This window comes from Sulfitobacter sp. 1A13421 (assembly GCF_043557285.1).
GTDB classification, from domain to species: Bacteria; Pseudomonadota; Alphaproteobacteria; order Rhodobacterales; family Rhodobacteraceae; genus Sulfitobacter; species Sulfitobacter faviae.
The window spans coordinates 216,517-243,201 of the sequence record NZ_JBIFFQ010000004.1 but is presented as its reverse complement, the minus strand read 5'-3'; the positions used below and the strand labels follow the sequence as shown (position 1 = coordinate 243,201).

Below are 26,685 nucleotides of genomic sequence, written 5' to 3'. Positions count from 1 at the left end.
GCCTGCCAACCGCAAATTCTGAGGCGGTTGGATCGGGGCCAGAGCACTAGGCTCCGGCCCCGAAAACCCTAATCCTTAACGGAACAGGCTCAGGATGTTCTGCGGCGCCTGGTTGGCAATCGACAGGGACTGCGATGCCAGCTGCTGCTGAACCTGAAGCGCCTGAAGACGGGCGGCTTCTTCTTCCATGTTGGCGTCAACCATCGCGCCAACGCCGGCGTCGAGGTTGTTGGAGAGTTTGGTCAGGAACTCCTGCTGGTTCTCGATGGACTTTTGACCGACGCCCAAAGTAGTCGCAGCGTCGATCGCCTCCCCCAGAAGCTTCTCCGATGCTGCCAACGAATTATTAAGATAAGTTTGCCCCGATTCTTCTTTCGCGGCGGCATCGGCGCCAGTGTCTGCAGCCGTGTCAAAACCAGATTTAAAATCCTCTGCAATAGCCGCGAAATCGAGGTATGCGCGCTTCAAATCAACGCCTTCGACGGTCATTGATGTAGCCGTAATGCCATCCGCGCCACGTTTGATACCGGTCACGACCGACATAGAGCGCGCACCATTATCAGTTTCAGCTGCAGTAGTAATACTCCCATCGTCTCCAATGGTTGCCGTGACCCCGGTCTTTGCTTCGTTTCCAGAACCGATCAGGTCGTCGCCATTAAATGTCGCTTGGCTGATAGAAGCGTCCATCTGCTTTACGATCTCGTCCAGCTCATCTTTTACGTCATCAACGCTACCGCCGGCCTGTGCAAAGGCCACACGCTCGGAGAATTGACGGGCAAGGTCTTGAAAACTTTCTGCACCTACCTTCGCTGTCGCCAGAGAGTTCTTGGTCAACGTTAAGCTTTCGTTAATCGATTTGGTCATCCCGCTGTCGCCCTTCATCGTTTCCGAGATGGCGAAGTATGCGGCATTATCGCCAGCGTCAGAGACTTTCAGACCTGTCGAAATACGGTCCTGCGTTTGGTTGAGGCCTTGGTTGACGTTCCGCAAAGTTGCGAGAGCGTTCATTGCGGAGTTGTTTGTGTTGATCGAAGACATATTCTTATTCCAGACTATTCTAGTTCGTTATGTCGTCTTTCTGACAACTGCGGGGCGAACCCGCTTGATTACGTTTTTACGCGAAAAACTGGCAACATTGAGGCAATTCAGAAACTTTTGTCCACGGTTGTCATCAGTGTTGCGCGGTTGTCACGTTTCGCACCGCTTCGGCCGTAAATGCCTGCAATGCTGTGCTTTTCCCGGATTTGGGAAACCTGTGAGATCATCTCTGACGTGGCTTGGCGGGCCAATTGCAGGTGGTCATGATCGCGCGCGATCAGATCTTTCAGATCGCGCAATTTATCTTTGCTGACCGCTTCGGGGTCGTGGCTGAGTTGCTCTTCCAGCACGGCGGTGAGTCGGGCCTTTTCGCTGGCGAATTCGACCAGCTGGTTGAATGCTCCGCCCTCGACCGCGGCGATTTCGCGGCGCAGCAGATTGCCCAAGGCGTCAACGGCGGCGAGTGCTTTGCGCGGATCGCTCATCGGTTGGCCCCCGTTTGATAGCGCTGCATGGCGGTTTCAATTGTGCGGGCGATTCCGGTGCTGTTCTGCTCGGCGATGCTTTCGCCGATCGCGTTGGACAGAAAGCTGCGCCATGTCTCTTCGGCGTGGCCGCCGCCAAAGCTGCCGATATCCACGGTCGAGAGCATTTCATCGACCATCTGGCCGAGGAACATCGCCTCGAACTCCTGCGCTTTTTCGGCGGTGAGGGCATCGGCCTGCGGGGCTGCCGGTTTGGCCGCAGGGGTCGGCGCGGGGATTGGGAGAGATGCGAATTCCATGACCTGCCCCTAGATGATCTCAAGGTCGGCATGCAGAGCGCCCGCCGCCTTGATGGCTTGAAGGATTGAAATCGTCTCGGTCGCGCCGACGCCGATGGCGTTCAGCCCGTCGACGAGCCGTTGCAGGCTGACCGATCCATCGATGACGGCGAATTTCGCGTCTTTCTCTTCCACGCCGACCGAGGAGTTCGGGACCACTACGGTGGTCCCGCCGATGGACAGCGATTCGGGCTGGCTCACGTTGAAATCATCGCGGACGGTGACGGTCAGCCCGCCTTGGCTGACCGCGACACGGTCGATGCGGACATTGGCCCCGATGACGATGGTGCCGGAGCGCGCGTCGATCACCACTTTGGCGACTTGATCAGGCTGAACTTGCAGCGGTTCGATCAGGGCCATCGTCTCCATCAACGATCCTTTGCCATAGGCCGATACGGTGATGGTGCGCGAATCGATGGCCTTGGCGACCGGGCCCATGGCTTGGTTGATCGCCGCCTCGACCCGCTGTGCGGTGACGAAATCGGCGTTGCGCAGGGCCAGTTTGATGCTGTTCATCTCGCTAAAGTCGAAATCGACCTCACGCTCGACGATGGCGCCATTGTCGATCCGCGCGCCTGTCGGCACCCCTTCGACGATGGAGGCGTTGAGCCCCTGCGCCGCGAAGCCGGCGACGGCGATCGGGCCTTGGGCCACGGCGTAAATCTCACCATCGGCGGCGGTCAGGGGGGTGACGATCAGCGTGCCGCCGCGCAGCGATGAGGCATCGCCCAGCGAAGAGACCACCACGTCGATGGTGCTACCGGCCCGCGCGAAGGGCGGCAGGGAGGCGGTGACCATGACGGCGGCGGTATTGGCCGTGCGCATCTGGTCTTCGGTCAGGTTGCCGATGCCGAGACGCTCCAACATGCCTTCGATGGCGCGTTCAGTGAAAGGCGCATTGCGCAGGCTGTCGCCCGTGCCGTTCAGCCCCACGACCAGCCCGTAGCCGACCAATTGGTTCGACCGCACGCCCTCGACGGTGACGATATCCTTGATCCGCACCTGTGCTGCCGCCGGCGCGGCGAGCGCGAAGGTGAGGCCGATCAGCAAGAGTTTAAACAAGGCGTTCATGGGGCGGTTCCGGTTAGAGGTAGTTCAGGAAGGACAGGCGCGAGAGCCGCGCGGTGATGGCAAAGCTGGAGTCGAGTTGGTTTTGCAATTGGGTCAGACGGGTGGCCGCGTCATATTGGTCGACCCCTTCGAGGTTCATCACCTCCCCGTCCAGAAACAGCGCCCGGCTTTCTTGAGCCGCGATCGTATCGGCCAGCTGTGCCCGTTTCAGGCCGGTCTGGGTTTCCAGGTCGGTCAGCCCTTCAAGCCCCGCCCCGATGGCGCTGCGCGCCTCGGTTAGCCACGCATCGCGGGCGGCCTCATCGGGGATGTCGCTGGGGTTTACCGCGCTCAGCATCGCCAGCCCACGGACCAGATCGCGGATTGCCGGGTCATTGGCTTGGGCGGTTTGGGTGATGGTTTGCGTCTCTGAGGTGCGCGAGGTCAGCGGCGGATTGCCCGACGGCGCGCCGTTGTAAAAAGTGTTCTCGAAATCATGGTTGGGGAACACCGAACTGTCGCCAAAGCCCGCCTTAAGGTCATCGATGGCGCGCTGCACATCCGCCACATCGGTCAGAGGGCCGCCGATCATGTGATCGACCGCAATCGCCGGGGATTCGCCGGTGCGCGGGTTGACCTCGTCCCATGCTTGCAGCGGGTTGGTGTCGCTGCGGGTGCCGGACATCAGGAAACCGGAACTGTCGCTGACCGCCGCACGCTCCAACACCCGGTCAAGCGCCGTGCGCGCGGCCTGCGACAGATAGGTCGTCGAAAGCCCGCCAGCACTGTCGGCGGTGAAGGCTTGCTCAAGCGCACTCTGACCGACGTCGCGCATGGCACCAAGCGATGTTTCGACGGCCAGAAAGCGACGATCCAAGAGCGCATTGGAGGTCAGGAAACCATCGTTGCGGGTGATCTGCATGCGAATGGCGATGGCATCGGCAGAGCGGTGGCCCAGATCGTCATAGGGGTTGGCCTTCAGCCCGGTCGTCACCTCTTTCGACACGTCCGAGATCTCGGCGGCGAGGCGGCTGGTCTGTTCGCGCTGGCGCAGGCTTTGCAAAGCGGTGGAGACGGCGCGGGAAATCTCGGTCATCCTATCCTCACACGCTGGCCAAAAGGGTATCGAGCATATCGCTCAGGCTGGTAAGCACCTGCGAATTCGCGCCATAGGCCTGTTCGATTTCCAGAAGCTTTTGCAATTCGGTATCGACGTTCACACCCTCGATGCTGCTGCGGTTGTCCTCGAAGGTGATGAGCCGCACGCGCGCCGTCTCGGCCTGCCCATCCGCCCCGACCCGCAGCACGTTTTGTTGGCTGACCAGATCGGCGGCGTAATCCCCCAGACGCGCATTGGTGCTGAGGCCCGTGGACGCGTCAAAGGCCATGCCCGTTTCAAGCACGTCGACAAAGGCGTTCAACTGCGTGGTGTCGCCCGGCTCGCCGGGGAATGTGGCTCCGGCACCGTCGCGCAGACGCCAAAGCGCACCGCCCTTGTCGGGCTGGACGCTGTCATTGAGCGCAAGCCGCCCGGCCAGCCCGTCCAACTGCGCCGGATCGAAAGCCCCGCCCGCATCGGTGAAAAGCCCCGGCTGCCCGGCCCCGACGGAGGCATCTGCGGCCTCGAAACTCTGCACCAGCCCGCGGGCGAGTTCATCCAATTGCAGCTTCATCTGCGGCAGGGCATTGGCGATCAACCCGCTCAGCCCCGCAAGGCGGCCACTGTCGGACCCGCGCGCGGTGGCGCTGTTTGGCGTGATGTCGATGTCCCCCGCCATCAGCCGCCCCGTCTCGGGGTTGGCACTGAGTGGCACGGCGGTTTCGCCATAGACCAACTCCGTGCCGCCGGTGGTGTGCAGCGTCAGCGTTCCATCCGCTTCCCAGCGGCTTTGGAAGTCCATCTGACTGCCCAAAGCATCAAGGCCGCGGTTCATCTCATCCATCAGCCCGCTGGTGCCGGTGGGATCGGTCCCGGCAAGGGCCAGACGTTCGTTCAACGCGGCGATATCAGAGAGCGCCGCGTTCACCTCGGCCACGCTCGCCACAAGGCTGTCACCAGCCTGCGCGCGGCTGGCCTCAAGCCCGATGGCGGCCTCGTTGATGCTGTGCACCAAGGTCTCGCTGCGCGACAAAAGGTCGTTCTGCGCGGCGGGGTCGGAGGGGTTGTTGGCCAGAAGGTCGAGCCCTGCCTGAAACTCCGCTAGACGAGCGGCGGGGGAGACTTCATCGCCCGGCTCACCCAGAGTGATCAGATAGCTGCCGAGTATCTCACTGGTGGCAGAGGCGCGGCCCAATTCGGCCGAAGCATTCCGCGACATGCCTGCAAGGCGTTCATCCACCTGCCGCGCGATGCGCAGTTCCACCGTGCCACTTTGTCCGTTGGTCGTGACCTGCGCGGCCTCGCGCCGGACGTAGCCTTCGGTTTGCGCATTGGCGATATTGCCCGCAACGAGGTTGGCGCGACCCTCTGTCGTGCTCAGCCCGCTGCGGGCAATGCTAAAGGCAGATGAGATGCTCATTCATGCACCGGGTTAGCGTTTGATGCTTAGCGTTTCACTCAGCATCTCATCGCTGGTGGTGATGATTTTGGCGCTGGAGGAATAGGCCCGCTGCGTCTGGATCAGGTCGGTCAGCTCTTCCGCGATATCCACGTTGGAGCCTTCGAGCGCCCCGCTGTTGATGCTGCCGAGACCGTTCAACATCGGGTTGCCGATGCTCACCGCGCCGGAATCGCGGGTCGCCACATAGGCGTTGCCGTCGACCGAGCGCATCTGGTCGGGGTTGGCAACATTGGCAAGCGGCACTTGGAACAGCGCGCGGCGCTGGCCGTTGTCGAAGACGCCGTAAAGGATGCCGCTGTCGCTCATCTCGGCCCGCTCAAGGCTGCCGGTCTCGGTGCCGTCATCCGAAAAGGCCGGGGGCGTGTAGTCGCCCGAGAACTGGGTCATCCCCTCAAAGGTGCCGGGCGCGCCGAAGTCGATCTCAAGCGGTTGTGGGGTGCCGCCGTTGTTGATTTGCAGGGTCACCACGCCGGTCGCGGGATCAATCGGCAGGGTGCCGGGCGTGTAGCTCGCCGGGCTGCCTGCATTGACGCCGCTGTCGGTGAAATTCACCGTCGCATCGCCGTAGCTGTTGCCTGCCTCATCGCTGATGCTGACGGTCCATTCATTGGCCGTGGCCCCCGGTGTCCAAGACAGGTTCAGCGCATCGCTGCCGCCCAATTGGTTCACATAGCGCAGGGTGGATTCAAAGGCCGTACCGGTGGTGCCAGCGCCGGTTTCCTGCGCGGGGACATTGCCCGAAACGCCAACGCGGGTGCTGGGCGTGCCTTGGACCTGATAGCTCGCCACATTGACGGTGCTGAGGTCATTGTAGCTGGTGCTGCTGACGCTGCCCGTGGCGCCGCTGGCATCTGTGGGAAAGCCCGAGAGGAAATAGCCCGCCGAGTTGCGCAGGTTGCCGTCCTGATCCGGGGTAAAGGAACCGGCGCGGGTCAGGTAGTAGTTTGATTCGACAGGATCGTTGGGGTTGCGCGAGACGACGAAGAAGCCGTCACCCTGCACCGCAAGATCGGTCGAGCGCCCCGTGCCCATGATATTGCCATTGGCCGAGATATCGGCGCGCACATCCGTCAGCACCCCCGCCTGCGTCGACCCGGTGTTCTGTGTCACGAATTCCGAGAAGGTCCGTCGGTAGCCTACGGTATTGGCGTTGGCGATATTGCTAGAGATATTCTGGACGCGGGAGGAGTTGGCCTGCAACCCGCTGACCCCGATCTGAAGGGCGCTTGTAATGCTCATGACTTGATCCTGCTCGTTCTTGCTATTCTTGACTTATACATGAAGAAGCCGATTCTTCATGACTAAAGCAAGAATAAAATTTTTATTTGATATTTATGTCACTGACTTTCCTTGACGTCCGTCACTTTGGTCACGGCATCTAGGATACGGTCCGCGCTTTCCATGCTCAGCCGCATCACGTCTGACCCCAGCGGCCCCTCTTCGGCTGGGCGCGCGCCCAGCCCTGTGGCGATCTCGGCCCAGCCGGGCAGGTCGGCCAGCGCGGGAAAGGCCGTGGCGGCCCTTGCGACCGTGTCACTGTCGCCCGCCTGATAGGCGGCGAGGGTCAGTCGCGTGGCGTCGGCAAAGGCAAACTGCTTGGGGTGCGCTTCCCACATCTCAAGATAGGCGTGCCGCGCAGCGCCCCATTTGCCGGTCTCGTAGAGGGCCACCGCGCGGCTGCGGCGCAGGTCCATGTCTTGGGCGCGCAGGCGCAGGGCGGCGAGCTCATCCGAACGGCCCGCCTGCGCCAAGGCTTCGACCAAAAGTGCTTCGGCCTCGGCGCCCTGATCGTCGGCATAGCCGCTGAGCAGGTCCACTGCCGCATCCGCCTGCCCACCTGCCAAAAGCGCGCGGGCCTCACCGCGCCGCAAGCGGGCCATAAGGTTGGCATCGGGGGCAGTCGCCCCGCCCCGCTCCAAGGTCTGGGCCATTTCGCGCAGCGCGCGATACTCCCGCGCCGCAAGGGCGGTCATCCCGGTATCCAGCAGGCGTTGCGGCACGGCCATGGCATGGCCGACAAAACCCGGATCGAAACGCCAACGGGCGCTGATACGGGTGTGCCCTTCAAGGAAAGGGCCGAGGTCGATCTCCCCCGCCGCCCCCGCGGCATAGAAGGCACCGTAGATCGCCCGCGCCTGTGCGCGTAGCGCGTCGGCCTCCACTTCAGGGGCGGTGCGCAGCAAATTATGCAGCGCCCACAAGGCGGTATCGGTGTCGCCCTGCTCTGCGGCGACCTCTGCCAAAAGCTGCGCGCCTTCGCGCCCGAGGGCATCCCCGCTCCACATCCAGCGCGCGGTTTTCAGCAAAGACAGCGCGTCTTGTCCCGGCAAGGTCTCGGTCTCGCGCCCCATCCGAACCAAGGCCAGTCGCGCCCGCTGCGCATAGGCATCGCGGCCCTGTGCGGCTTGAGCATAGCCATCGAAAGCCATCAAAAGATCGCCCGACACCTCTGAGGCGCGGGCCAGAAGGTAGCGATAGGCGGGGCCATCGCGCAGCTCGGCATGGTCGGGGAATTCCGCGGCCAAAGCCTGCGCCACCTCCCAATCCTCGGCCTCCAGCGCCGCTTCAAGCAGATCGGGCAAAATGGCGGCTTGGATGGCGGGTGACAGGTCGGCGAGGCTTTCCAAGGTGCGCGGCATCAAGCGCGCCGCCTCAGCCACCGCGCCAAGCCGGGCAAAGGCCGCCGCGCGCAGAGCTTGCCCCTGCCCCCAGCCGACGGACCATGACACCGCCTGTCCCAGATCGCTTCCCGCGCCCCCATCGAGCAGGGCGAGCGCGAGGCTCAGGGTCCGGTGCCGCCGCGCGGCATGGCCGGAGAGGGTTTCGGCGTCGAGCGCTTCCAGAAAGCCAGCCGCCTCGGGGCGCATCATCCAAGCAAGGTGCAATTCCGCCAGCCCCAGCAACACTCCGGCCCGCGCAGGATCCTCCGGCGCGGAGACCTCTGCCAGCTGCGTCATCAATCCTTCGCGCATGGCGAGGAAGTCCTGCTCCCCCTGCTCGGCCAAGGACAAAGGCGCAAAGACAGCACCCTCCTCCGCCGTCGCGGGCGGGGCCAAGAGCAAAGACAGGCCAAGAACAATGTTGTGCAGATGCTTCATTATATGAATAGTTGCACTTTATTCTTGTAAAGATCCATTCTTTATTTCACACTGATCTTCATAATGTCACGCCATCCTTGCCAAAACTGAGGCCCGTTATGACGGAAACCAGCCATATCAGCATGTCGCTGGCGACTTCCCTCCAGCGCCAACTCGACATCACCGCCAACAATATCGCCAACGCCAGCACCGCGGGCTACAAGGGCGAACATGTGGTGTTCGAGGCGCTGTTGCAGGACAACACCGCGCTTGGCGACGATCAGGCGGCTTTCGTCAGCGATACCGGCTCCTACATCGACACCCGCCCCGGCGCGCTGTCGCAGACCGGCAACCCTCTGGACGTGGCGCTGCATGGCGAGGGGTGGTTCAGCTATCAAACCGCCGACGGGCAGCGGGCCTTTGGCCGCGACGGCAGCTTTGCGATCGACCCTGAGGGCAATCTGACGCTGCTGTCGGGGGCAAAAGTGCTCGACGCGGGCGGTGCGCCGATCCAACTGCCCCCTGCGGGCATGGGCGATATCAACATTTCCGAAGATGGCACCATTTCGGGCAGTGAGACCGGCCCACTGGGCCGGATCGGCGTCTTCGATATCCCCGAGATTCAAAGCTACAAACGGCTTGGCGGCGGCATGCTTGTCGCACCTGAGGGGGCCGCCAAACCGGGCGTGGCCGAAGCCGTGCAGGTGCGCCAAGGCACGCTGGAGCTTAGCAACGTGAACCCGGTGCGCGAGATGACGCGGCTGATCGACGTGCAGCGCGCTTATGAGCGCACCAATACCATGATGGGCAATGCGGACGACCTGCGCCGCGACTCGCTCAAACGGATCGCGCAGGCGGTCTGACCCGGCATCCGTAGAACGGAAGGAACGAGACAATGAAGGCACTCAGCATCGCCGCGACCGGCATGATGGCGCAGCAGACCAATGTCGATGTGATCTCGAACAACATCGCCAACGCGAATACCACCGGGTTCAAGGCCAGCCGCGCCGCCTTTCAAGACCTGATCTATCAATCCATGCAGCGCGAAGGCGCCGTCACCTCAGAGGCCGGATCGACCCGCCCCGTAGGCATCGACATCGGCATGGGCGTGCAGACCGCCGGCACCGTGCGGCTGAACACCCAAGGCGGCATGGTGGCCACGGAAAACCAACTTAACGTCGCCATTGACGGGCGTGGCTATTTCTCGGTCACGCTGCCCGATGGCGGCACCGCCTATACGCGCGACGGGTCGTTCCAACTCTCCCCCGAGGGGGAGATCGTGACGATGCAGGGCTACCGCGTCGAGCCCGGCATGGTCGTGCCCGAAAACACCACAGCGGTCGAGATCAACGAACAGGGCGTCGTCATGGCCTATGTTGAGAATGATCCCGTGCCGGTGGAACTTGGCCAGTTCAACCTGACCACCTTCGTTAACGAGCCGGGGATGCGTCCGGTGGGCAACAACTTTCTGCTGGCGACCGAAGCTTCGGGCGAAGCGCAGGTGGTGAACCCCGGCGATCCGGGCGCGGGGATGATCCGTCAGGGCTATCTTGAGGCGTCCAACGTGAATGTCATCCAGCAGATCACCGATCTGATCTCGGCGCAGCGCGCCTATGAGATGAACTCAAAATCCATCGAGACCGCAGACCAGATGCTCTCGGCTGCGAACCAAATCCGCTAATGCGACGGCTTGCCGCCCTCTTCCTCGGCTTGATGGTGCTGACGGGCCCTGCCCTGTCGGCCCCCATCGGCGTGTTGGTCGAGGAACGCGCGCGCACCGATTACGCCGACAGCCTGCCGCAGGATGGCGAGTTCGAGATCACCGTCAAGGACGCCCCCGCCGAGGCGGTTCTGACCCTCGCCGAGTTCTGGATGGACCCGCGCAGCGGCAAGTTTCTGGCCAATGCGGTGCTGGAAACGGGCGAGGTGCAGCGCATCGCGGGCTACGCCCTTGTCACCATGCCGGTCCCTGTGCCCATCACCCGCCTGCTGCCCGATGACATCATCATGGAAGACGACCTGACCGTCATGCGCCTGCCCGTGGGCCGGATCGGCGCCTATGTGATGACGGATATGGAAGAGGTCGTCGGCAAACAGGTGCGCCGCGTGCTGACGCCGGGGCGGCCCATTCAGACGCAGTCCATCATTCAGCCGCTGGTTATCAACCGGGGCGAGCGGGTGGAGATCTATTTCAGCGACGGGCTTCTGGCCCTCTCCTCACCCGGGCGCGCGCTTGATGACGCACATGAGGGGCAGGAAATCCGTATCGTGAACCTTGTCAGCAACAAAACGGTCACCGGCATCGCCACCGGCGAAGGGACCGTGGAGATCATTCGATGACCACCGCTTTCGCGCGCGCCACTGTCTTGATGTTGGGCGCGGCCCTTGCCCTGACCGCCTGCGATACCGCAGATCACTTCGACCGCGATCCGCAGCCCTCGCCGATCGTGGTGGACGGCCAAACCATCCCCGAGGTCGCCCGCGTACAGGTGCCGATGCCCGCCGTCGCGATGGAGCCGCCGCGCCGTGGCAGCGCCAAGGCCTCGCTCTTTTCTGCCCGCAGCGAAGCGTTGTTTGCCGACCAGCGCGCCGATGATATTGGTGATATCGTCACCGTCGTGATCTCCATCGACGACCGCGCGCAACTGCGCAACTCGACCGACCGGGAACGTGAGGGTGCAAGCTCCATCGGTTTCCCGACATTCTTTGGCTATGGCGCGAAAATTGCCGCAATTCTGCCCGGAATCAGCGCGGCAGACCTGCCGAGCGGTGATGTGGTCGAGATCGGCTCAGCCTCCGAAGCGAGCGGCTCTGGCGCTATTTCCCGCAACGAACAGATCGAACTCAAAGTCGCGGCATTGGTGATCGACAAGCTGCCAAACGGCACGCTCGTCGTCGCGGGACGCCAAGAAATCATGGTGAATCAAGAGCTGCGCGAGCTGCGCATGGCCGGGATCGTGCGCCCTGCCGACATCCGCGATGACAACACCATCTCTTACGACAAGATCGCCGAGGCCCGCATCGCCTATGGTGGCCGTGGCACGCTTTCACGCGCGCAAGAGCGGAGTTACGGCGAAGACGCGATGGATGTGATCCTGCCCTATTAATTCCTGACTTGGTCACAATGTGAGACCATTGCCGTCGCAATCGACCGTTAAACCTGACGAAAGCTCAGGAAAGGTCGAACATGAAAAAGGCAGCAATCGCATTCGTAGCACTCCCCTTGCTTTGCATGGGTGCAGGCTATGGCGCCGGTCTGGCCCTCGCCCCTGCCCCAGCCGAAGCGGCGGGGACAAAGAGTGATGACAAGACCGCTTATGACGCAAAGGAGACGGCAAAGGACGCCGCCCATGCGCCCGAGAAAGACGCCCATGGCGATAAAGGTGAGAAATCCGCCAAGGGCGATGATCACGCGCCGATGGACAGTTATGAACTGGCCAAGGACCGCACGGTGGTGCGCCTTGGGCAGATGACGATCCCGGTGGAGAAGACCAACAGCGTCTCTTATGTGGTCGCGGATTTCGCGCTCAAGATGGGGTCACTGGAATTGGCCGAACGCTACCGCCGCGTGGAAGACGCGACGCGGATGCGCGATTCGCTCTTGCAGGCGATGAACCTAGCCGCCGAAAGCGCCGTGCTGCGCGGCGTGGCGATCGACAGCGAAGCCCTGTCGCGGCTGCTGCGGGATCTAATCAGCAAAGAGCATAAGGGCGTCGATGATGTGATGTTCGTATCGCTTTACAAACAAGACGTGGCGCGGCTCTGACACGCGCCACAGCGCAGACTTAGAGAACCGAACGCACCACGTTCGACAGCACGGATTCCCCGTTATCCAGTTCCAACTCCGGCCCGTAGGCGGTGAAGTTCACCCGCGTCACCTCGGACCGGGTCAGCGGGGTGACGCCTACATCGTTGCCCTCGGCATCCGTCGCCGTGATCTCAACCCGGAAGGTATCGGGCGGCACCGGCAAGCCCACGGAATCGAGGCGGTTCCACTCCACGTCGATCACCTCCCCTTCGGCGGTGGAGGGGCCGGGCATCTCACGGATCAGCGTGCCGTCTTCGGAGAAGATCCGGACGGTCACCTCCTCCGCCCCGGCGTTGAGCTGGTAGCTCAGCGGGAATTCATCTTCGGTCATGCGCACTTGGGTCGAGGGCACCAACACGTCGCGCCCGATCAATTGCAGGTCCGACATTGCACCCACGGTGGAAAGCATGGTCGAGATTTGCTCAAGGCTCGCGTTGGTGGCAATGCTCTGCTCCACTTGGGTCAACTGCGCCAATTGCGAGACGAACTGCGTCGAATCCACCGGGTTCAGCGGGTCTTGGTTCGAAATCTGCGCCGTCAGCAGGGTGAGAAAGCTGTTGTAGCTTTCCTGAAGCTCAGCGGATGAGGTCGCCGCCGCCGAGGTGTTGGCGGTGCTCAGGGTGCTTGCTGTGGTCGCGTCGATCATGGTCTCGCCTTTCAGGTGAGGATATCTAGCTGCCCGGCGCCGAGGCGGGGGCTGGAGGTCTGGGCCGTGGGCGCGGCGTCACCGCCCTGCGCGTCATCGGCCTGTGCTGTGGTCTGGGTGAACGCAGGGCCCTGTTGCTGCCCGCCGTTGCGGCCCCGGTCGCCAAAGGTCTGAAAATCGAGGTCCGCATTCTCGGCGCTGATGCCGCGCGATTGCAGCGCGTCCAGCAGTTGCTCACGGTCTTGCCGCAGCATGTTCAGGACCGAGGCGCTTTCGGTGGTCATGGCGATCTGCATGCGCCCTGCCTCACTGCGCACGACCTCGATCTCGATCTCGCCCATACCGTAGGGGGAGAGCGAGAACCGCAGCTTGTTGTCCGCCGTATCAAGGCTGCGGATCTGTTGGCTGACGTGCTGGCGAAGCTGTTCTTCCGGCGCGGCGGCAGGGTTCGGCGCGGGAGCCGGCGTGGGCTGCGGCGGGCTGAGGCGTAGCCGCTCGCTCTGCGGTGCCTGCGGCGCGGTCAAAGCGGCGACCTCGCGCAGGACGGCCTCCGCCGCCGGGGCATTTGTGCCGGGCTGGGCGGCCTTGGCGGCATCGACAGCGGCGCTGAAACGCTCGGCGGCGGCTGTGAGGCGCGGGTCTGCGGCTTCAATGCTCAAGTCCACCTTGGGGGCGGTCGTGCTGCCCTCGGCCTTCGCGGCGAGGGGCGGTTCTGTCGCCCCTACGGTGGCGGCTCTCGGGGCCGGTCCCTCACTCGGCAGGACCGTTTTAAACCCGCTCTGTTCGGCAGGGCCTTCGGCCTGCAACACTGGCGCGGCCCCTTCGGAGGCAATCACGCGCGCCCCCTGCTGGGCCTGCCCCATAGCCATACGTCCCACAACCGGCAGCGCGGCCGAGGCGATGCTCAATTGGCTCGCCGGGGTGGGCAGGCGCAGGGCACCGGCGATCCTCTCCTCCAATGCGGCTTCAAGGCTAGGATCATCCAAATTCGCCACCGCCTCCAGCGCACCGAGGTTTTCGGGCGGCGCTTCGCCCAAGGCTTCGGCAAATGCGGCGAGGGCGGCTTTCGGGGTGATTTGCTGGCTGGTCTCCTCCAACCCGGCGAGGGTGTGATCCATTAGGGCCATCAGCCCCTCTGCCGTCTCAAGGTCGATGTCCTCGGGCAGCGTATCGGGAGCGGCTGCCGCTGGCGCGGCGGCTTGCAGGTCTTGGCCCTGCGCCTCCGACGCGCCCCCCTGCCCGGCCAACCCCTGCATCAGGGCGGCAAAGCCTTCGGCAGCCCCCTTCCCCGAGGGCTGCCCGAGACCTGCGGCATTCGACACCGCAGGTGCTGCCTGAAGTTGAGCGATCATCTGACATCCTCCAACTTGGGATCCACGGCGGGATTCCGAAGGCTCTTGTAGGATCAGGAGATCCGCACGTTCCCGCGCTGATCTTCAAAGGCGCGGCGTGCGCTGCGGGCCTCGACGAGGGCTTTCAGCCGCAGGGTCCACTGGTTAAGGGTCACGGGCGTCTCTGTCCCGGTCAGCGCACGCAGCGAGATCTGCGCGCCCTCGGCGGGGGCTGCAAAGACCGAATGACTGTCGACCGGACGGCCCCAGTACTGCCCCAGAACCGCGCTTAGCCCCATGCGGAAGGCCGCAGGCTCAAGCCCCAGCTTGAGCAGCTCATCCGCCTCAGCGGCGTGATGGTAGGCCTGCCCCAAAGCGTGCAGAACGCTGTCTTCGTCCATCATCGGGAACAGGCCGCGCCCGATGATCCCGATCAGCACCTCGCCCACCAGCGCGCCGGCGGCTTGGGAGATATTGGTGAAATTGTCGCTTTTGCGAATAACGACGAGCGAGCCATAAGGCACATCGGCGTCGAGTTCTTCGGCAAGGATATCGCCAAGGCAAATGCCCGGGATCGGTTCGATGCAATCTGGCATTGCCACCGGGTGACCGGCCCAATCCTGCATCTCGAAGACCGAAGCTTGAACCGGAATCAGCGCCCGGATCAGCATGTTGAAATGACGGCCATCGGCCGATGAATCCATGTGGCAGGCACCCTTCCAGATGCCACCTATAAGTGAGTTTACCTGCATTTCCGCCTCGTTCAGGACGTTCTGTCCATGGTTTATCCGGGCGATTTTTAAAGGTTTTTTAGGTGCCCGGTGCTCGATTATTACATAAGGTCTAGATCGCAAGACCTTGACCGTCAACAATTTTACAAGACCGTGCCATTTTTTTGGGAATCAGCGGCAGGGATGTCGCACTTTTGCCAAGGATGGAAATCTCGCACAACCGGGCCGATAGAGCCTTGAAAACAAGGACTACTCGGCCTGATAGACCAAGCGAATCGAGATGCGACGGTTTTCCGGGGCCAAGGGATCGACCGGGCTGATCGGTTGCGTGTCGGCCACACCCGACACCCGCATAAAGCGCGCGCCTGCGATGCCGGCGGCCATCAACGTGCGGCGCGTGGCATTGGCGCGGTCTGCCGAAAGCTCCCAATTCGTATAGCCATTGTTCGCGCCAAAGGCGGCGGCATCGGTATGGCCCACAATCTCGACCGGCTGGTTCTGTTCGGCGATCACATCGCCGATGGCCAGCAGCAGCTCGCGGGTCTTCGGGGTTACCTCGGCGCTGCCCCGCGCAAAGAGCGACCGTTCATCTTGGTCCAAGACCTGAACCGTCAGCGCCCCGTTCGATTTCTCAAGCCGGACATTGCGTGCCAGATCGTTCAAAGCGCTGTCCGAGGTGATCCGCTCGGCGATGTCCTCGGCCATGCGGTCGATCTCGGACTGGCGGCGCTCGGATTCCTCGATCGCGGCGAGTGTGGCGGGATCGGCGGGCGCCGCGAGCTCGGGCGCTTCGGCATATTCCACAACCACGGCGGCGGGTTTATCACGCAGACGGCTGTCGAAGACCATCATCGGATTGTCACGGCCAAAGGTCGGCTTTTGCACATTGCCGGTGTTGTCGACCGCGCCGGTCATCACCCCTGCGGCCATCAACGGGCGCAGGTCCGCCGCCGCATCCGAAGAGGATCCGCCGTCCGACACCGTGGGGGTAAAGTAATTGGCGAGCCCGCGCAGCTTTTCCTCATCCGAGGCAGCAAGGATCCACAGCAACAGGAAAAACGCCATCATCGCGGTCATGAAGTCCGCATAGGCCACCTTCCAACCGCCGCCGTGGTGGGCGTGGCCGCCCTCCGCGTCGTAGCGCTTGATGATGATCATCGCGTTCTTCTTGTCAGCCATCACGCGGCCTCCCGATTACGCAAGACCGGGCACGGGGCCAGATCAGGAAAGCTCTGCGTTGTTGTCCGATTTGTCGCGGCTGTATTTGCCCAGCCCTGCGCGTTTGGCGTATTCGGCCTTGCGCTTGGAATAGCTCGGCGCGACCAGCGGCGTGTCGGCAGGCAGGTTGAACATCACGCGGTATTCCGCTTCGGTCAGCCCATGTTCGGCCCCGAGGTGACGTTTCAGCATCTTGAACCCCTTGCCGCAACACAGGCAAAAGATCGTGTCTTCGGTCATCGGCTGCTCGCCCGGTGCGGCGGTCATGCCCTGCGCCTTGGGCGCGACGGGGGCCACGGCGGCGGCGGGGATATTGGCCAATGCGGTGGCGGGAGCCTCAGCGGGGGTCGCGCGCAGACGCTCGACCAAGGTCAGGATATCGTCGATGGTCACGTCGCTGCGGCTGGCGAACCCCGAAACGATGGTCGCAATCGCGGTATCGCTCAGATTCTGCTTGGGGGGTACATTAGGCATGAAGCAACTTCCTTGTTAAGTTAATCTTGCCTTCTGCAAGGTTCGCGAAGCATTCAAAGAGCGCTTCGCAAGGGACGCAGCAAAGATAAATAATTCTTCGCCGTTTATTCTTATCACGATTCGAATTATATTTGGAACCCGCGCAAGCATTGGCAAGCACTTTTTCGCCATATCGTGCGGAATGCATCACGGCTCCATCTGCGCGACGGTTTTGAAGATCGCGCTTTTCGGGGCCGGATCGGGGGCTACGTCATTGCCGGTGGTCTGGGCGATGATCGTGCTGAACAGACCGGTCACCCCCAGCCCTGCCACCGCGATCAGTGGCACATGCAGGGACTTCCACAGGCTCTTGCGGGGTGCGGGAGGCTGCGGCGCCAATGCCGCGGGGTCGAGCAACTCAGGCTCGGGCGCCGGGGGCACCTCGATCGGCGCGCCGAACTCGACAAAGATGCCGCGCGGCATGACGGCCACCTTCACTTCGCGCCGCGCGCAGCTGTCGCTGAAGCCCGCGGGGAAGAGCTCAGCCGGGATATCGATCACCATATCATCCTTGGGCCGCCACTCTGCCGCCAGCGTGTCACGGGGGATATAAACCGAAGCGAAATCATCCCGAAAGGCGATGTCACGCACCAAGGTCGGCACCATGGGCAGCGGCTGTTCCGGGTTGGAGGCGATTCGCATCCGCCCCCCGGCAAGCCACATCTCAAGACGGACATAGAAACACTCCCCCGGCTGCACCTCGGCAGAGGGCATATAGCCTTCGGGCGGGCCCGAGCGCAGCTTGCGACGCTTGCGGTTGCCGATAGGGAAGATCTTGTTGGTGCTAACGCGCTGAAACTGGTCCAATTCGGGCCGCTGGCGCATCAACTCGTCGAAATCCAACCCCTCTTCGCGGGCGAAATTGTAGTTGATCAGATAATCCGCCGCCGTTTCCTCAAGCGTTTTGCTGTCCTGAATGGCCTTCAACAGCGCATTTTCCTCAGAAAACAACAGCCTACGGCAGGGGTGGCCCTCAACCTCGGGGCTGACGGCAAAGCTGCCCACGGGACGGTCGAGGATATCCGCTACCCGATCGAAAACTGCATGTTCTTCGTCATTGTGAAAGACCACGAACTCGCAAAGACCGGCGGCATCCATGCAAAGCAGCAGCCGCATCTCTTCGGGCCAGCCGGGCACAAGGACCGAAAGCTCAGAGGGATCGACGAAATAGGCGAAGGCATCGGGCTCGTGCAGAGCGTCGACATCATCCCTCAACTCTTCTTTGACCGAAAAACCACTATTCATCATAGAAACCCAAGTTCTTTCCTAGATAATACTTGTATAGACCCATTCGCTCAAGGATAAAGTAAGAATAGTTTCTTTTTGGAGGCGTGTGCAGCAATGACACTCTTGCTTGGTCTTGTAATGGTCTTCGGTCTGGTCTTTGGCGGCTTCATGCTGTCGGGGGGCAATATGGACATCGTCCTGCACGCCCTTCCCTACGAAGGCATGATGATCGGCGGCGCCTCCCTCGGGGCCTTCGTGATCGCCAACTCCTTTTCGGTGGTGAAGTCTTCGCTGGCCGGGGTGATGCGGGTGATCAAGGGGCCGCGCTGGAAGGCGGCGGATTACAACGATCTGCTGGCGCTGATGTTCGAACTAGCACGTCTTTATAAGACCAAGGGCATCGTCGCGATGGACGAGCATATCGAAAACCCCGAGGCCAGCCCGATCTTTCAGCGCTACCCCAAGCTGATGAAAGACCACTTCCTAACCGACCTCATCGCCGATAGCTTTCGCATGATGTCGATGCAATTCGACGACCGCTTCCAGATGGAAGACGTGTTGAACCGCAAGATCAAAAAACACCACCACGAGGCGCTCGTCTCGGCCCGCGCGATCCAGAGCATGGCGGACGGCCTGCCCGCCATCGGCATCGTCGCGGCGGTTCTGGGGGTGATCAAAACCATGTCGTCGATCGACAAGCCGCCAGAGATCCTTGGTGCGATGATCGGCGGTGCCTTGGTCGGCACTTTCCTTGGGGTTTTCCTTGCCTATTGCATGGTGCAGCCCATCGCAGGCCGGTTGGAGCAGATCGAGGAAGAAGACGGAGCGATGTATACGGTGATCCGCGATGTCATCGTGGCCATCGTGGCGGGCCATCCGCCCAGCATCTGCATCGAACTGGGCCGCGGCAACATTCCCACGACGAAACAGCCGAACTTCTCCGCCGTGGAGGCCTCGCAGCGCGAACTGCCTGCGGTATGATGCGCCCCCTGCCCCTGATCGTGCTGATCGCGCTCCTTGCCGGGCCGGGGCTGGCGGCGGGACCGGCCAAGGAAAAGGACGCGGAAGAGGTCGACAAGACCGCCGAAGCAGAGGCCCGGCTGCCCAATTCCATGCGCCGCCACGGTGTCATCGGCCATGTCCCCCCGATGGAGGGGCTGCCGCTGCTCGACGCCGAGATGCTGGAACGGATGCGCGAGCGGCTCATCGTTCTGTCACAGGGCGCAGAGCAGTGAAGCCAAAGCGCGGCGACGGGCTGGCGGTACTCTCGCGGCTGAAACGCTTTGAGATGGAGAATGTCGCGCTGGAGATGGCCGAGGTGAACCGCGCGCTGACCCAGATCGAGAACGAACGCCACAGCCTGATGGAACAGCTCAACGACCGGGGCGATCCTGATGCGGTGGAATCGACGCGGGTGGTTTCGGCCTTTATCCGCAACGTCTCGGAAACCATCCACCGCAAGGAAGCCGAGGCCGAGCGGCTGCGCGCCGACAGCGCAGGGATTCACGATAGGCTGAACGGGCTTTTTGCCGAGGCCAAGCGCATCGACCTGATCCGCAACCGCCGGGCCGAGGCCCGCAGGCAGGCCCTGCAAGAGGCCGAAACCGCCGCCCAAGCCGAAGGCTTTCTGTCGATCTGGCTCGACGATCAGCGCTAGTGGGCCTATCCATTTACGGGAACTATTTCGGAAAATTCCCCTAAATAGCGAACACCGGACAAGAAAAAACCGCAATTCGATTCCATCAAAGCCCCATTGAAAATGCCGCCCTGGGGAGGGGGGCGCCGAGGCCATCGCGTTTTTATTCCGGCTTCGGTATAGTTTGAGAGGATTTACGATGAAGCGAAGAGGATTTTTCACCGCCGCCGCCATCGGTGCCGCGTCTTTGAGCGTCAGCCCGCTCTGCGCGCAATCGGCGGAGGTGACCCTTGCCGAGGTGCGCGCCCTGTTCCAAAGCCGCGACCTCGGCGCGCGCCGGATGGTGCAGGACAGCCTGAAACACGAGGGCTATTATAAGGGGGCCATCGACGGCGCATGGGGGCCGAGGACCGAAGCCGCCTTTCGCGCGCTCATGGCCTCCGACCGCTACCAACGCCACGCGCCGACATGGACGTTTGCCCATGAGGTTCAGGTCAGCGAAACGATGTTCTTCCTGACTTCCGACGCCTATATGTGACTGCGCCCGGGGCCCTTTCGGGCCTCGGCCTTACCCCGCCTCCGCGACCGCCAGCTCGGCCATGCGCAGCGCCGCGTCCCGGTTTGCCGCCACGGCAATGAACCGCGCGTTATGACAGAACTTGGCCCCCGGCACGCCGCTTGCGGCCTCCAATTCGGCATCCGTTAGCCCGGCCCAAGCCTCGGGCAGATCGGCGCGGGCCTCGAAACTATCACCGCTTTTGCGGATCGTGGTCAGGGCCCAATCGTCCCCGCGCGGATGCACGACGAAGAGCAGGTGATCGGCCCCGGCCTTTTCCACCGCCGAGCGGAAGGGCATGCCCGTGGGCAGTTCCAAGACGCGCCCGCGGCCTGCCGCCTCAATCGCCTGCATCACCATCGCCTCGGCCCGGCGCTTGGCGGCTTTGCCCTTGATCGCGGCCTCCACAAAGGCCCGCGCGACAGGCAGGGCGGCCATGAAGGCGCGGTCGTCGGCATCCTCACCACGTTCGTCGAAAACGGGCTTTAGCGTCTCCAAGAGCACCGGCAGGGTCATGCCCGCCAGCGGCCCCGCGACCGAGGGTTCAAGCGCGCCATTGTCGATCAGGTCGACCGGCAGCACGAAGCCTTGGTCGAAACTGTGGTGGATATCCTCCACATCCGCCTCGGGCACTTCGAAGCTGCGCAGATAGTCGCGGCCATAGTGCTGCCAGACCAGCCCGAAAGAGCTGTAGGGCTGGCCATCCTCGCGCAGCGGTCCCGGGCGCTGGTGATGGTCAAAGATCAGCGCGTCGGCGTCATAGTCGCGGCCCACGTCATAGATGATCCGCCCCGCGCCGGGGGTGATCCACGCGGCATCGCGACTGCGCATCAGCACCGCCTCTGGGTAGAGCCGGGTCAGGATGACGGAGGACAAAAGCTCATCCGCGTGAAAGCCGCCCGAATGGGTGACAAGATGGGTGATGGTCATGGGGCTGGCTCCGCTGCGGCTGGGGAAATCGGTCAATGGTGGCTTGCGCCCCCATACTGCGCGGCGCGGGCCAAGTGCAAGCCGCCCGCCCTAGCGCGACAGCGCGACCAGCGTGGCCGAGACGGGGTCGAGGATGAAGGCCCCCACCTGCGCCCGGGCCTGCGCCAACCCATCGCGCCGCTCGGGCATCAACTGCACGAGAGAGGCAAAGCGGTTATGATGGGTGCCGTCCACCGCGCCGATGGCCGAGATATCGACCAGCAAGACGCCATAGCGTTTGGCCAGCGCCTGCACCGCGGGGGAGCTGGCACTGGTGCGCCCGATCCGAGGCCGCGCCCCGGCAAGCCCCGCCGAGATGCGCAGCGCCCGGTCGTCCGGTGCCACAAGGATGGCCATGGGCGGATCAAGCGGCCCGATCACCTCGACCTGTTTGCGAAAGACATCCACGTCGATGTCAGGCGCCGCAAGGACCACATCGCTCAGCCGGGCGATCACCGCATCATGCCCCGACAGGCGCAACTGCCGCAGCGCCTCCACCACCAGCCAGCCGCCCATGCTGTGGCCGAAAAGCGTGATCTCGCCCACGTCGGGATCGGCGGCGAGGGTGCCGAGCATGGCGGCCAGTTCATCGCGCGAATAGAGCGCCGCGTCCTTATCCGCGACATAGCCCACCACCGTCCCGGCAGAGGGCCAAGCGAAGAGGATCGGCTGCTCGGGCAAATGCCCATCCGCCGTCACCTGCGCCAACCGAAAAAGCGATTCCGGGAAGGTCTGGTTGTAGCCATGGACGAAGACCAGCACGTCCTGCCGCCCCCGGCCAGAGCGGTGGATATCGAGCCCCGGCAGCGGATCGCGCGCCGTCACCGCAAAGCTGCGGCTCGGGTCTGGCTTCTCATTGGGCCATTCGATCTTGCTGGCCTCATGGTCGGGCGGGATGGCGATGGTGAACCGCTCGTAATTCAGCGCCCGCGCGCGGGCGTCGGTATAGGTGCCGGTCTGCGGATCGCGCCCGCGGGTCGAGGCCACGGTGATCGCCAAACTCTGCGCAGCTTCGGCCTCGGGCACCACCGTCAAAGTCTCCCCGCCCGGGCGCGGTGCGCAGGCCGACAGTAAGACCACCGCAACCGCGCAGAGCGTCTGTAGCCCCCGGCCCCCAATCCCATGTCCCTGCATAACGCCCCCCGGCCCTTCCTTCGGCGCAGTTCTAGCCCAATTGGCCCATAAAGTCATAGACGAAAGGCCCCTGCGACTTCGACGAAACAGCCCCGCTTCTAACCTACGGCAGCCCGATCTCTCTGCCCGCCTCTGCCGCCAGCAGCTTGCGGCCCGTGTCGAGCACGCCGTCGACGATGTCATTGGCAATCGCCGCGCTCAGCGCCGCGCCATCGCGGGCAGTGAGGGCGGCCAGCACCTCTTTGTGGCGGTCGATCTGATAGTATTCCGCCACCTCGGTGATGACCTGCCGCTGGAAAGGGCCGAGTTGCAGCCAGATGCTTTCGATCATCGGCAAGGACGCCTGCGCGGGGTTCACGGAGTAAAGCATCCGGTGGAAGGCTTGGTTCAGCAGCGTCAGTTGATCCGCGTTTCTTTCGGCCACGAAACGGTCCATGCTGCCGTCGATCTCGGTCAGGCGGTCGATCACGATGTCCGAGATATAGGGCAAGGCGCGCAGGGCGGCGTGGGTCTCAACCGCGATGCGCAGGGCGACCAGTTCCTCAAACCGCTCGGGGGTCATCAGCGGCACGGTCAAGCGGCGGTTGTCCTTGATCTGGATGGCATGTTCCGAACTCAGCCGCCGCACCGCCTCGCGCACCGGGGTCGGACTGAGGCCGAGCCGCTCCGCAATGCCGCGCATGGTCAGCGAGGTGCCCGGCGTGATCGCGCCCAGCATGATCGCATTGCGCAGCCGCTCGTAAACATATTCCTGCGTCGTCCCGCCCGGAATTTCGGGGATTTCGGGAATGTTGAGCGCATCGTTATCGGTGTCGATCATCTGGCCGCCTTTAATCTTTCGCCGCCGACCATACGCCCGGGGGCAATTGACACACAAGCGGATAGTGATATGACATTCTAACAAATGGTATCACATTTTTAGGTTCGATATCGAAAGGAACCCCATGTCCGAGACCAAAGCCGAAGCGTGGTTGGCGCAACATCCCGAGATCGAATCGATCTTTGCCTGCGTTTGTGACCTCAACGGCACCATGCGCGGCAAACGGGTGCCCGCCGATCAGGTGTCCAAAGTCGTCGAAGGCGGGCTGCGCCTGCCGCTGTCCATCGTCGGCATGGATATCTGGGGCGAGGATGTTGAAAACAGCGAGCTGGTGTTCGAGACTGGGGATTCCGACGGGCTTTGCGACTTCACCGGGCGGCCCCTGATGCCGATCACATGGACCACGCGCCCCACGGCGCTGGCCATGCTTTGGATGCGTCAGGAAAACGGCAAGCCCTTCCCCGGCGATCCGCGTCGCGCGCTGGCCGAGGTGGCCGCGCGGTTCAAGGCGCGCGGGTTGACCCCCGTGGTCGCCACGGAACTGGAGTTCTACCTCTTCGACCCGACCGAGGATCACCCGCAGGCCCCCTGCTCTCCGGTCACGGGCAAACGGCTGGATTCCGACGGTGCGCTGTCGCTGGACGAGTTGCAGCATTTCGATGAGTTCCTGAACGAGGTCTATGACGCCTGCGAATTGCAGGGCATCCCGGCTGATGCCGCCATTTCGGAAAACGGGGCGGGGCAGTTCGAGATCAACATGCGCCATGTGGACGATCCGCTGCGCGCCGCAGATGACGCGGTGCTGTTCAAACGTTTGGTCCGCGGCATCGCCCGCAAACACGGCTTCGCCGCCACCTTCATGGCCAAACCCTATGGCGATCTGGCGGGCAGCGGCTTTCACGTTCACTTTTCCTTGGTGGATGAAAACGGCGTCAATGTCTTCGACAACGGCGGGGAGGAAGGCACGGCCCTGATGCTTAACGCCGTTGCCGGTCTGCTGGCCACGATGCAGCAAAACACGCTGACCTTCGCGCCGCATGAAAACTCCTACCGTCGCCTGCTGCCGGGCGCCCATGCGCCGACCAATGTCGCTTGGGGCTATGAGAACCGCACCGCCGCAATCCGCATCCCGGGCGGCGACCCCAAGGCCCGCCGCATCGAGCATCGCGTCGCCGGGGCCGACGCCAACCCCTATCTGGTGCTGACCAGCATCCTGGGCGGCGCGCTGTTGGGGATCGAGCAGGACATGCAGCCTGTCGCCCCGATCACCGGCGACGCCTATACAATGAAGCTCGACAACCTGCCGCTCGACTGGGCCACGGCCATCGACGCCTTCCGCAAGGGGCCGGATGTGCCCGGCCTGTTCTCTGCCCGGTTGCAGACCATGATGGTCGAATGCAAGACGCAGGAGTTGCGCAAATTTGCGCGGCAAGTGACCCATTTCGAATATGACACCTATCTGGAGATCGTCTGATGTCGCGCCATCCCTACGCCGGAGACGGCAGCCATACGTCAAGCTACTACGCCGCCTCGGCCAACCCCGCCCCCGCGCGCCCCGAATTGCAGGGCGATCACGAGATCGACGTCTGCATCGTCGGCGCGGGCTACAGCGGGCTGTCGACCGGTCTGCATCTGGCCGAAAAGGGCTATAAGGTCGCCATCATCGAAGGCGCGCGCGTGGGCTGGGGGGCCTCGGGGCGCAATGGCGGGCAGATCGTCAACGGGCTGAACGCGAGCCTGCAAACGATCAAGCGCCGCTACGGTCAGGACACCGCGACCTTCGTCGCCGGCCTGGTGCAAGAGGGTGGCGAGATCATCCGCGAGCGGGTCCGCACCTATGACATTCAATGCGACCTCAAGGACAAGAACATCTTCACCGGCCTCACCACGGCGCATATGCGCGAGTTGGAGGAGCGGCAGAAGCTCTGGCAAAGCTACGGCATCGACAATCAAGAGATGCTGGACAAGGAACAACTGCGCGCCCACGTCAATTCCGACCTCTACGAAGGCGGGCTGATCGACCATTCGGGCGGCCATATGCACCCCCTGAACCTCGCCCTCGGCGAAGCGGCGGCCTTTGAGAAGAACGGCGGCACGATCTATGAAATGTCCCCAGTCACGGATGTCGATCACGAGGCCGCCCGCCCCGTGGTCCGCACGGCCAAGGGGACGATGACCTGCAAGACACTGGTGCTTTGCGGCAATGCCTACCTCGGCCACGTGGTGCCGACGCTGGCCCCGCGTGTGATGCCCGTCTCGACCCAAGTGATGGCCACCGAACCGCTGAGCGAGGCGCAAGCCCATGCGCTGCTGCCCACCGATGCCTGCGTCGAAGACATTCGCTATATTCTCGACTACTACCGCCTGTCGGGCGACAAACGCATGCTCTTTGGCGGCGGCACTGTCTATGGCGGCGCGGACCCGCGCGACATCAAAGCCAAGCTCAAGCGCAACATGGACAAGGTCTTCCCCCAGCTGAAAGACGTGAAGATCGACTATGCTTGGAGCGGGAATTTCGCCCTCTCCTTCAGCCGCGTGCCGCAGATGGGCCGGATCGGTGACAACACCTATTTCGCCCATGGCTACAGCGGCCACGGCGTGACCGGTTCGCATACCTTCGGGCGTATCCTTTCGGAAGCGATCGACGGCGACCTCACCCGCTTTGACGTTTTCGCCAATGTGCCATGGTTCCCCTTCCCCGGCGGGCGGATGTTCCGCGTGCCCTATTCGGTCGTGGGGTCATGGTGGTACGGGCTGCGCGACCGCTTGGGTGTCTGAAACCTTTTGACAGGGCTGGGGGTTTCTTCACAGTGGCGGGCATGGCGCACGTCATGAGTGGAAGGACCCCCATGCCCGATCAAAAGCCCGCCTCCGTGATCGTCTTCGACGTGAATGAGACCCTGCTCGACATCACCACGTTGGAGCCGCTCTTCGCGCGCCTCTTCGGCGACGCTTCGGTGCTGCGCGAATGGTTTGCCGAGCTGATCCTCTATTCCCAGACCATGACCCTCTCGGGCCGCTACGCGCCCTTCGGCGCGCTGGCGGGTGGCGTCTTGCGGATGGTCGGCGCGAACAAGGGCGTGGCGGTCACGGATGAGGACCTGGCCGAGTTGAAATCCCGCATCGGCTCCATGCCCGCCCACCCGGATGTCGCCCCTGCCCTGCGCAGGCTGCAAGAGGCGGGGTTTCGACTGGTCACGCTGACCAATTCGCCCCCCTCTCCCGCGCCAACGCCGCTGGGTAGAGCCGGGATCGCCGACTTCTTCGAGCGAAGCTTTAGCGTTGATGAGGTGGCAAAGTTCAAACCCCATCCTGCGACTTACCAGATGGTGGCCGAGGCGCTTGATCTGCAAACCGATGATCTTTGCATGGTGGCTTGCCATCTGTGGGACACCATCGGCGCGCAGGCGGCGGGCTGTCAGGGGGCCTTCCTCACCCGGCCCAACAACAACCTAATCGAGGTGCAAGAGGTGCCGCAGCCGCATTACCTTTCGGACGATCTGGCGGATTTGGCCGAGCAGATCATCGCCGCGAACGGGCGCTGATC

29 protein-coding genes are annotated in these 26,685 nt (G+C 63.0%); 12 read left to right on the top strand and 17 right to left on the bottom strand.

All coding sequences use genetic code 11. The features are described 5' to 3' along the window. Positions 1-75 precede the first annotated feature (75 nt). From ACGYLI_RS10090 to ACGYLI_RS10055, 8 genes are all read right to left on the bottom strand, one after another. Entirely contained in the window at positions 76-1,038 is a 963-nt protein-coding gene (locus tag ACGYLI_RS10090; protein ID WP_394419099.1) for a flagellin, read from the bottom strand. Positions 1,039-1,145: 107 nt separating this feature from the next. After that, positions 1,146-1,523 carry a hypothetical protein gene (locus tag ACGYLI_RS10085; RefSeq protein WP_394419098.1) on the bottom strand — a complete coding sequence of 126 codons (378 nt, stop codon included), beginning with the start codon at positions 1,521-1,523 and terminating at the stop codon, positions 1,146-1,148. Next, positions 1,520-1,822 (bottom strand): rod-binding protein, encoded by a 303-nt coding sequence (locus tag ACGYLI_RS10080; RefSeq protein ID WP_394419097.1) that lies wholly within the window; start codon positions 1,820-1,822, stop codon positions 1,520-1,522. Before ACGYLI_RS10080 ends, ACGYLI_RS10085 begins: the two co-directional genes overlap by 4 nt. A 9-nt stretch (positions 1,823-1,831) precedes the next feature. Further along, positions 1,832-2,932, bottom strand: coding sequence for a flagellar basal body P-ring protein FlgI (locus ACGYLI_RS10075; protein WP_168612836.1), 1,101 nt, complete (start codon positions 2,930-2,932; stop codon positions 1,832-1,834). Positions 2,933-2,945: 13 nt separating this feature from the next. Beyond that, a complete protein-coding gene (locus ACGYLI_RS10070) occupies positions 2,946-4,007 on the bottom strand; it encodes a flagellin (RefSeq protein ID WP_394419096.1) in 1,062 nt (353 codons plus the stop codon). A gap of 7 nt (positions 4,008-4,014) precedes the next feature. Beyond that, a complete protein-coding gene (flgK, locus tag ACGYLI_RS10065; RefSeq protein WP_394419095.1) occupies positions 4,015-5,430 on the bottom strand; it encodes a flagellar hook-associated protein FlgK in 1,416 nt (471 codons plus the stop codon). A 12-nt stretch (positions 5,431-5,442) separates the two neighbouring features. Further along, a complete protein-coding gene (locus ACGYLI_RS10060) occupies positions 5,443-6,711 on the bottom strand; it encodes a flagellar hook protein FlgE (RefSeq protein WP_394410967.1) in 1,269 nt (422 codons plus the stop codon). Positions 6,712-6,809: 98 nt separating this feature from the next. Continuing rightward, positions 6,810-8,570, bottom strand: coding sequence for a hypothetical protein (locus tag ACGYLI_RS10055; RefSeq protein WP_394419094.1), 1,761 nt, complete (start codon positions 8,568-8,570; stop codon positions 6,810-6,812). A 98-nt stretch (positions 8,571-8,668) separates the two neighbouring features. On the opposite strand from ACGYLI_RS10055, the gene flgF reads away from it, so the two are divergent. The 5 genes from flgF (at position 8,669) to ACGYLI_RS10030 (ending at position 12,315) form a co-directional block, all read left to right on the top strand. Next, complete coding sequence (gene flgF / locus ACGYLI_RS10050) at positions 8,669-9,412, top strand: flagellar basal-body rod protein FlgF (protein WP_394419093.1); 744 nt, start codon at positions 8,669-8,671, stop codon at positions 9,410-9,412. Positions 9,413-9,444: 32 nt separating this feature from the next. Next, positions 9,445-10,230, top strand: a complete 786-nt coding sequence (gene flgG, locus ACGYLI_RS10045; protein WP_067262392.1) for a flagellar basal-body rod protein FlgG — start codon at positions 9,445-9,447, stop codon at positions 10,228-10,230. Then, on the top strand, positions 10,230-10,889 hold the full coding sequence (gene flgA / locus ACGYLI_RS10040) for a flagellar basal body P-ring formation chaperone FlgA (RefSeq protein ID WP_394419092.1): 660 nt from the start codon (positions 10,230-10,232) through the stop codon (positions 10,887-10,889). Before flgG ends, flgA begins: the two co-directional genes overlap by 1 nt. After that, on the top strand, positions 10,886-11,656 hold the full coding sequence (locus ACGYLI_RS10035) for a flagellar basal body L-ring protein FlgH (RefSeq protein WP_394419091.1): 771 nt from the start codon (positions 10,886-10,888) through the stop codon (positions 11,654-11,656). Before flgA ends, ACGYLI_RS10035 begins: the two co-directional genes overlap by 4 nt. Positions 11,657-11,736: 80 nt before the next feature. Beyond that, positions 11,737-12,315, top strand: coding sequence for a hypothetical protein (locus ACGYLI_RS10030; protein ID WP_394419090.1), 579 nt, complete (start codon positions 11,737-11,739; stop codon positions 12,313-12,315). Between the two features lie 19 nt (positions 12,316-12,334). On the opposite strand, the gene ACGYLI_RS10025 is transcribed toward ACGYLI_RS10030, so the two are convergent. From ACGYLI_RS10025 to ACGYLI_RS10000, 6 genes are all read right to left on the bottom strand, one after another. Then, a complete protein-coding gene (locus ACGYLI_RS10025; RefSeq protein ID WP_067262400.1) occupies positions 12,335-13,003 on the bottom strand; it encodes a flagellar hook assembly protein FlgD in 669 nt (222 codons plus the stop codon). Between the two features lie 11 nt (positions 13,004-13,014). Next, entirely contained in the window at positions 13,015-14,355 is a 1,341-nt protein-coding gene (locus tag ACGYLI_RS10020) for a flagellar hook-length control protein FliK (RefSeq protein ID WP_394419089.1), read from the bottom strand. Between the two features lie 53 nt (positions 14,356-14,408). Continuing rightward, positions 14,409-15,038: a hypothetical protein gene (locus tag ACGYLI_RS10015; protein WP_209217519.1), complete on the bottom strand. Its 630-nt coding sequence runs from the start codon at positions 15,036-15,038 to the stop codon at positions 14,409-14,411. Between the two features lie 276 nt (positions 15,039-15,314). Further along, complete coding sequence (locus ACGYLI_RS10010; RefSeq protein WP_394419088.1) at positions 15,315-16,244, bottom strand: flagellar motor protein MotB; 930 nt, start codon at positions 16,242-16,244, stop codon at positions 15,315-15,317. A gap of 42 nt (positions 16,245-16,286) precedes the next feature. Continuing rightward, positions 16,287-16,757: a MucR family transcriptional regulator gene (locus ACGYLI_RS10005; RefSeq protein WP_067262409.1), complete on the bottom strand. Its 471-nt coding sequence runs from the start codon at positions 16,755-16,757 to the stop codon at positions 16,287-16,289. Between the two features lie 186 nt (positions 16,758-16,943). Next, positions 16,944-18,041 carry a hypothetical protein gene (locus ACGYLI_RS10000; protein ID WP_394419087.1) on the bottom strand — a complete coding sequence of 366 codons (1,098 nt, stop codon included), beginning with the start codon at positions 18,039-18,041 and terminating at the stop codon, positions 16,944-16,946. A gap of 96 nt (positions 18,042-18,137) precedes the next feature. On the opposite strand from ACGYLI_RS10000, the gene motA reads away from it, so the two are divergent. From motA to ACGYLI_RS09980, 4 genes are all read left to right on the top strand, one after another. Next, on the top strand, positions 18,138-19,004 hold the full coding sequence (motA, locus tag ACGYLI_RS09995; protein WP_067262415.1) for a flagellar motor stator protein MotA: 867 nt from the start codon (positions 18,138-18,140) through the stop codon (positions 19,002-19,004). Beyond that, positions 19,004-19,258 (top strand): hypothetical protein, encoded by a 255-nt coding sequence (locus ACGYLI_RS09990; RefSeq protein ID WP_394419086.1) that lies wholly within the window; start codon positions 19,004-19,006, stop codon positions 19,256-19,258. The genes motA and ACGYLI_RS09990 overlap by 1 nt, the downstream gene beginning before the upstream one ends. Next, entirely contained in the window at positions 19,255-19,680 is a 426-nt protein-coding gene (locus ACGYLI_RS09985) for a hypothetical protein (protein ID WP_209217524.1), read from the top strand. The genes ACGYLI_RS09990 and ACGYLI_RS09985 overlap by 4 nt, the downstream gene beginning before the upstream one ends. Positions 19,681-19,858: 178 nt before the next feature. Next, entirely contained in the window at positions 19,859-20,197 is a 339-nt protein-coding gene (locus ACGYLI_RS09980; protein WP_394419085.1) for a peptidoglycan-binding protein, read from the top strand. 30 nt (positions 20,198-20,227) lie between these two features. Here the strand turns inward: ACGYLI_RS09980 and ACGYLI_RS09975 are convergent, their stop codons facing one another. The 3 genes from ACGYLI_RS09975 to ACGYLI_RS09965 form a co-directional block, all read right to left on the bottom strand. Next, positions 20,228-21,145: an MYG1 family protein gene (locus ACGYLI_RS09975; RefSeq protein WP_394419084.1), complete on the bottom strand. Its 918-nt coding sequence runs from the start codon at positions 21,143-21,145 to the stop codon at positions 20,228-20,230. Positions 21,146-21,235: 90 nt separating this feature from the next. After that, positions 21,236-22,318 (bottom strand): alpha/beta hydrolase, encoded by a 1,083-nt coding sequence (locus ACGYLI_RS09970; RefSeq protein ID WP_394419083.1) that lies wholly within the window; start codon positions 22,316-22,318, stop codon positions 21,236-21,238. 103 nt (positions 22,319-22,421) lie between these two features. Further along, entirely contained in the window at positions 22,422-23,138 is a 717-nt protein-coding gene (locus ACGYLI_RS09965; RefSeq protein ID WP_271689262.1) for a GntR family transcriptional regulator, read from the bottom strand. A 124-nt stretch (positions 23,139-23,262) separates the two neighbouring features. Here ACGYLI_RS09965 and ACGYLI_RS09960 point away from each other — a divergent pair, with 124 nt between their 5' ends. From ACGYLI_RS09960 to ACGYLI_RS09950, 3 genes are all read left to right on the top strand, one after another. Continuing rightward, a complete protein-coding gene (locus ACGYLI_RS09960; RefSeq protein WP_394419082.1) occupies positions 23,263-24,612 on the top strand; it encodes a glutamine synthetase family protein in 1,350 nt (449 codons plus the stop codon). After that, positions 24,612-25,916 (top strand): FAD-binding oxidoreductase, encoded by a 1,305-nt coding sequence (locus ACGYLI_RS09955; protein ID WP_271692072.1) that lies wholly within the window; start codon positions 24,612-24,614, stop codon positions 25,914-25,916. The genes ACGYLI_RS09960 and ACGYLI_RS09955 overlap by 1 nt, the downstream gene beginning before the upstream one ends. A gap of 71 nt (positions 25,917-25,987) precedes the next feature. Beyond that, positions 25,988-26,683, top strand: coding sequence for a haloacid dehalogenase type II (locus ACGYLI_RS09950; protein ID WP_394419081.1), 696 nt, complete (start codon positions 25,988-25,990; stop codon positions 26,681-26,683). Positions 26,684-26,685: the final 2 nt, after the last annotated feature.

What these genes read in the sequence shown, in the direction of transcription:
- ACGYLI_RS10090 (WP_394419099.1), bottom strand. Translation starts at nt 1,038, where the DNA reads ATGTCTTCGATCAACACAAACAACTCCGCAATGAACGCTCTCGCAACT.
- ACGYLI_RS10085 (WP_394419098.1), bottom strand. Translation starts at nt 1,523, where the DNA reads ATGAGCGATCCGCGCAAAGCACTCGCCGCCGTTGACGCCTTGGGCAAT.
- ACGYLI_RS10080 (WP_394419097.1), bottom strand. Translation starts at nt 1,822, where the DNA reads ATGGAATTCGCATCTCTCCCAATCCCCGCGCCGACCCCTGCGGCCAAA.
- ACGYLI_RS10075 (WP_168612836.1), bottom strand. Translation starts at nt 2,932, where the DNA reads ATGAACGCCTTGTTTAAACTCTTGCTGATCGGCCTCACCTTCGCGCTC.
- ACGYLI_RS10070 (WP_394419096.1), bottom strand. Translation starts at nt 4,007, where the DNA reads ATGACCGAGATTTCCCGCGCCGTCTCCACCGCTTTGCAAAGCCTGCGC.
- flgK (WP_394419095.1), bottom strand. Translation starts at nt 5,430, where the DNA reads ATGAGCATCTCATCTGCCTTTAGCATTGCCCGCAGCGGGCTGAGCACG.
- ACGYLI_RS10060 (WP_394410967.1), bottom strand. Translation starts at nt 6,711, where the DNA reads ATGAGCATTACAAGCGCCCTTCAGATCGGGGTCAGCGGGTTGCAGGCC.
- ACGYLI_RS10055 (WP_394419094.1), bottom strand. Translation starts at nt 8,570, where the DNA reads ATGAAGCATCTGCACAACATTGTTCTTGGCCTGTCTTTGCTCTTGGCC.
- flgF (WP_394419093.1), top strand. Translation starts at nt 8,669, where the DNA reads ATGACGGAAACCAGCCATATCAGCATGTCGCTGGCGACTTCCCTCCAG.
- flgG (WP_067262392.1), top strand. Translation starts at nt 9,445, where the DNA reads ATGAAGGCACTCAGCATCGCCGCGACCGGCATGATGGCGCAGCAGACC.
- flgA (WP_394419092.1), top strand. Translation starts at nt 10,230, where the DNA reads ATGCGACGGCTTGCCGCCCTCTTCCTCGGCTTGATGGTGCTGACGGGC.
- ACGYLI_RS10035 (WP_394419091.1), top strand. Translation starts at nt 10,886, where the DNA reads ATGACCACCGCTTTCGCGCGCGCCACTGTCTTGATGTTGGGCGCGGCC.
- ACGYLI_RS10030 (WP_394419090.1), top strand. Translation starts at nt 11,737, where the DNA reads ATGAAAAAGGCAGCAATCGCATTCGTAGCACTCCCCTTGCTTTGCATG.
- ACGYLI_RS10025 (WP_067262400.1), bottom strand. Translation starts at nt 13,003, where the DNA reads ATGATCGACGCGACCACAGCAAGCACCCTGAGCACCGCCAACACCTCG.
- ACGYLI_RS10020 (WP_394419089.1), bottom strand. Translation starts at nt 14,355, where the DNA reads ATGATCGCTCAACTTCAGGCAGCACCTGCGGTGTCGAATGCCGCAGGT.
- ACGYLI_RS10015 (WP_209217519.1), bottom strand. Translation starts at nt 15,038, where the DNA reads ATGGATTCATCGGCCGATGGCCGTCATTTCAACATGCTGATCCGGGCG.
- ACGYLI_RS10010 (WP_394419088.1), bottom strand. Translation starts at nt 16,244, where the DNA reads ATGGCTGACAAGAAGAACGCGATGATCATCATCAAGCGCTACGACGCG.
- ACGYLI_RS10005 (WP_067262409.1), bottom strand. Translation starts at nt 16,757, where the DNA reads ATGCCTAATGTACCCCCCAAGCAGAATCTGAGCGATACCGCGATTGCG.
- ACGYLI_RS10000 (WP_394419087.1), bottom strand. Translation starts at nt 18,041, where the DNA reads ATGAATAGTGGTTTTTCGGTCAAAGAAGAGTTGAGGGATGATGTCGAC.
- motA (WP_067262415.1), top strand. Translation starts at nt 18,138, where the DNA reads ATGACACTCTTGCTTGGTCTTGTAATGGTCTTCGGTCTGGTCTTTGGC.
- ACGYLI_RS09990 (WP_394419086.1), top strand. Translation starts at nt 19,004, where the DNA reads ATGCGCCCCCTGCCCCTGATCGTGCTGATCGCGCTCCTTGCCGGGCCG.
- ACGYLI_RS09980 (WP_394419085.1), top strand. Translation starts at nt 19,859, where the DNA reads ATGAAGCGAAGAGGATTTTTCACCGCCGCCGCCATCGGTGCCGCGTCT.
- ACGYLI_RS09975 (WP_394419084.1), bottom strand. Translation starts at nt 21,145, where the DNA reads ATGACCATCACCCATCTTGTCACCCATTCGGGCGGCTTTCACGCGGAT.
- ACGYLI_RS09970 (WP_394419083.1), bottom strand. Translation starts at nt 22,318, where the DNA reads ATGCAGGGACATGGGATTGGGGGCCGGGGGCTACAGACGCTCTGCGCG.
- ACGYLI_RS09965 (WP_271689262.1), bottom strand. Translation starts at nt 23,138, where the DNA reads ATGATCGACACCGATAACGATGCGCTCAACATTCCCGAAATCCCCGAA.
- ACGYLI_RS09960 (WP_394419082.1), top strand. Translation starts at nt 23,263, where the DNA reads ATGTCCGAGACCAAAGCCGAAGCGTGGTTGGCGCAACATCCCGAGATC.
- ACGYLI_RS09955 (WP_271692072.1), top strand. Translation starts at nt 24,612, where the DNA reads ATGTCGCGCCATCCCTACGCCGGAGACGGCAGCCATACGTCAAGCTAC.
- ACGYLI_RS09950 (WP_394419081.1), top strand. Translation starts at nt 25,988, where the DNA reads ATGCCCGATCAAAAGCCCGCCTCCGTGATCGTCTTCGACGTGAATGAG.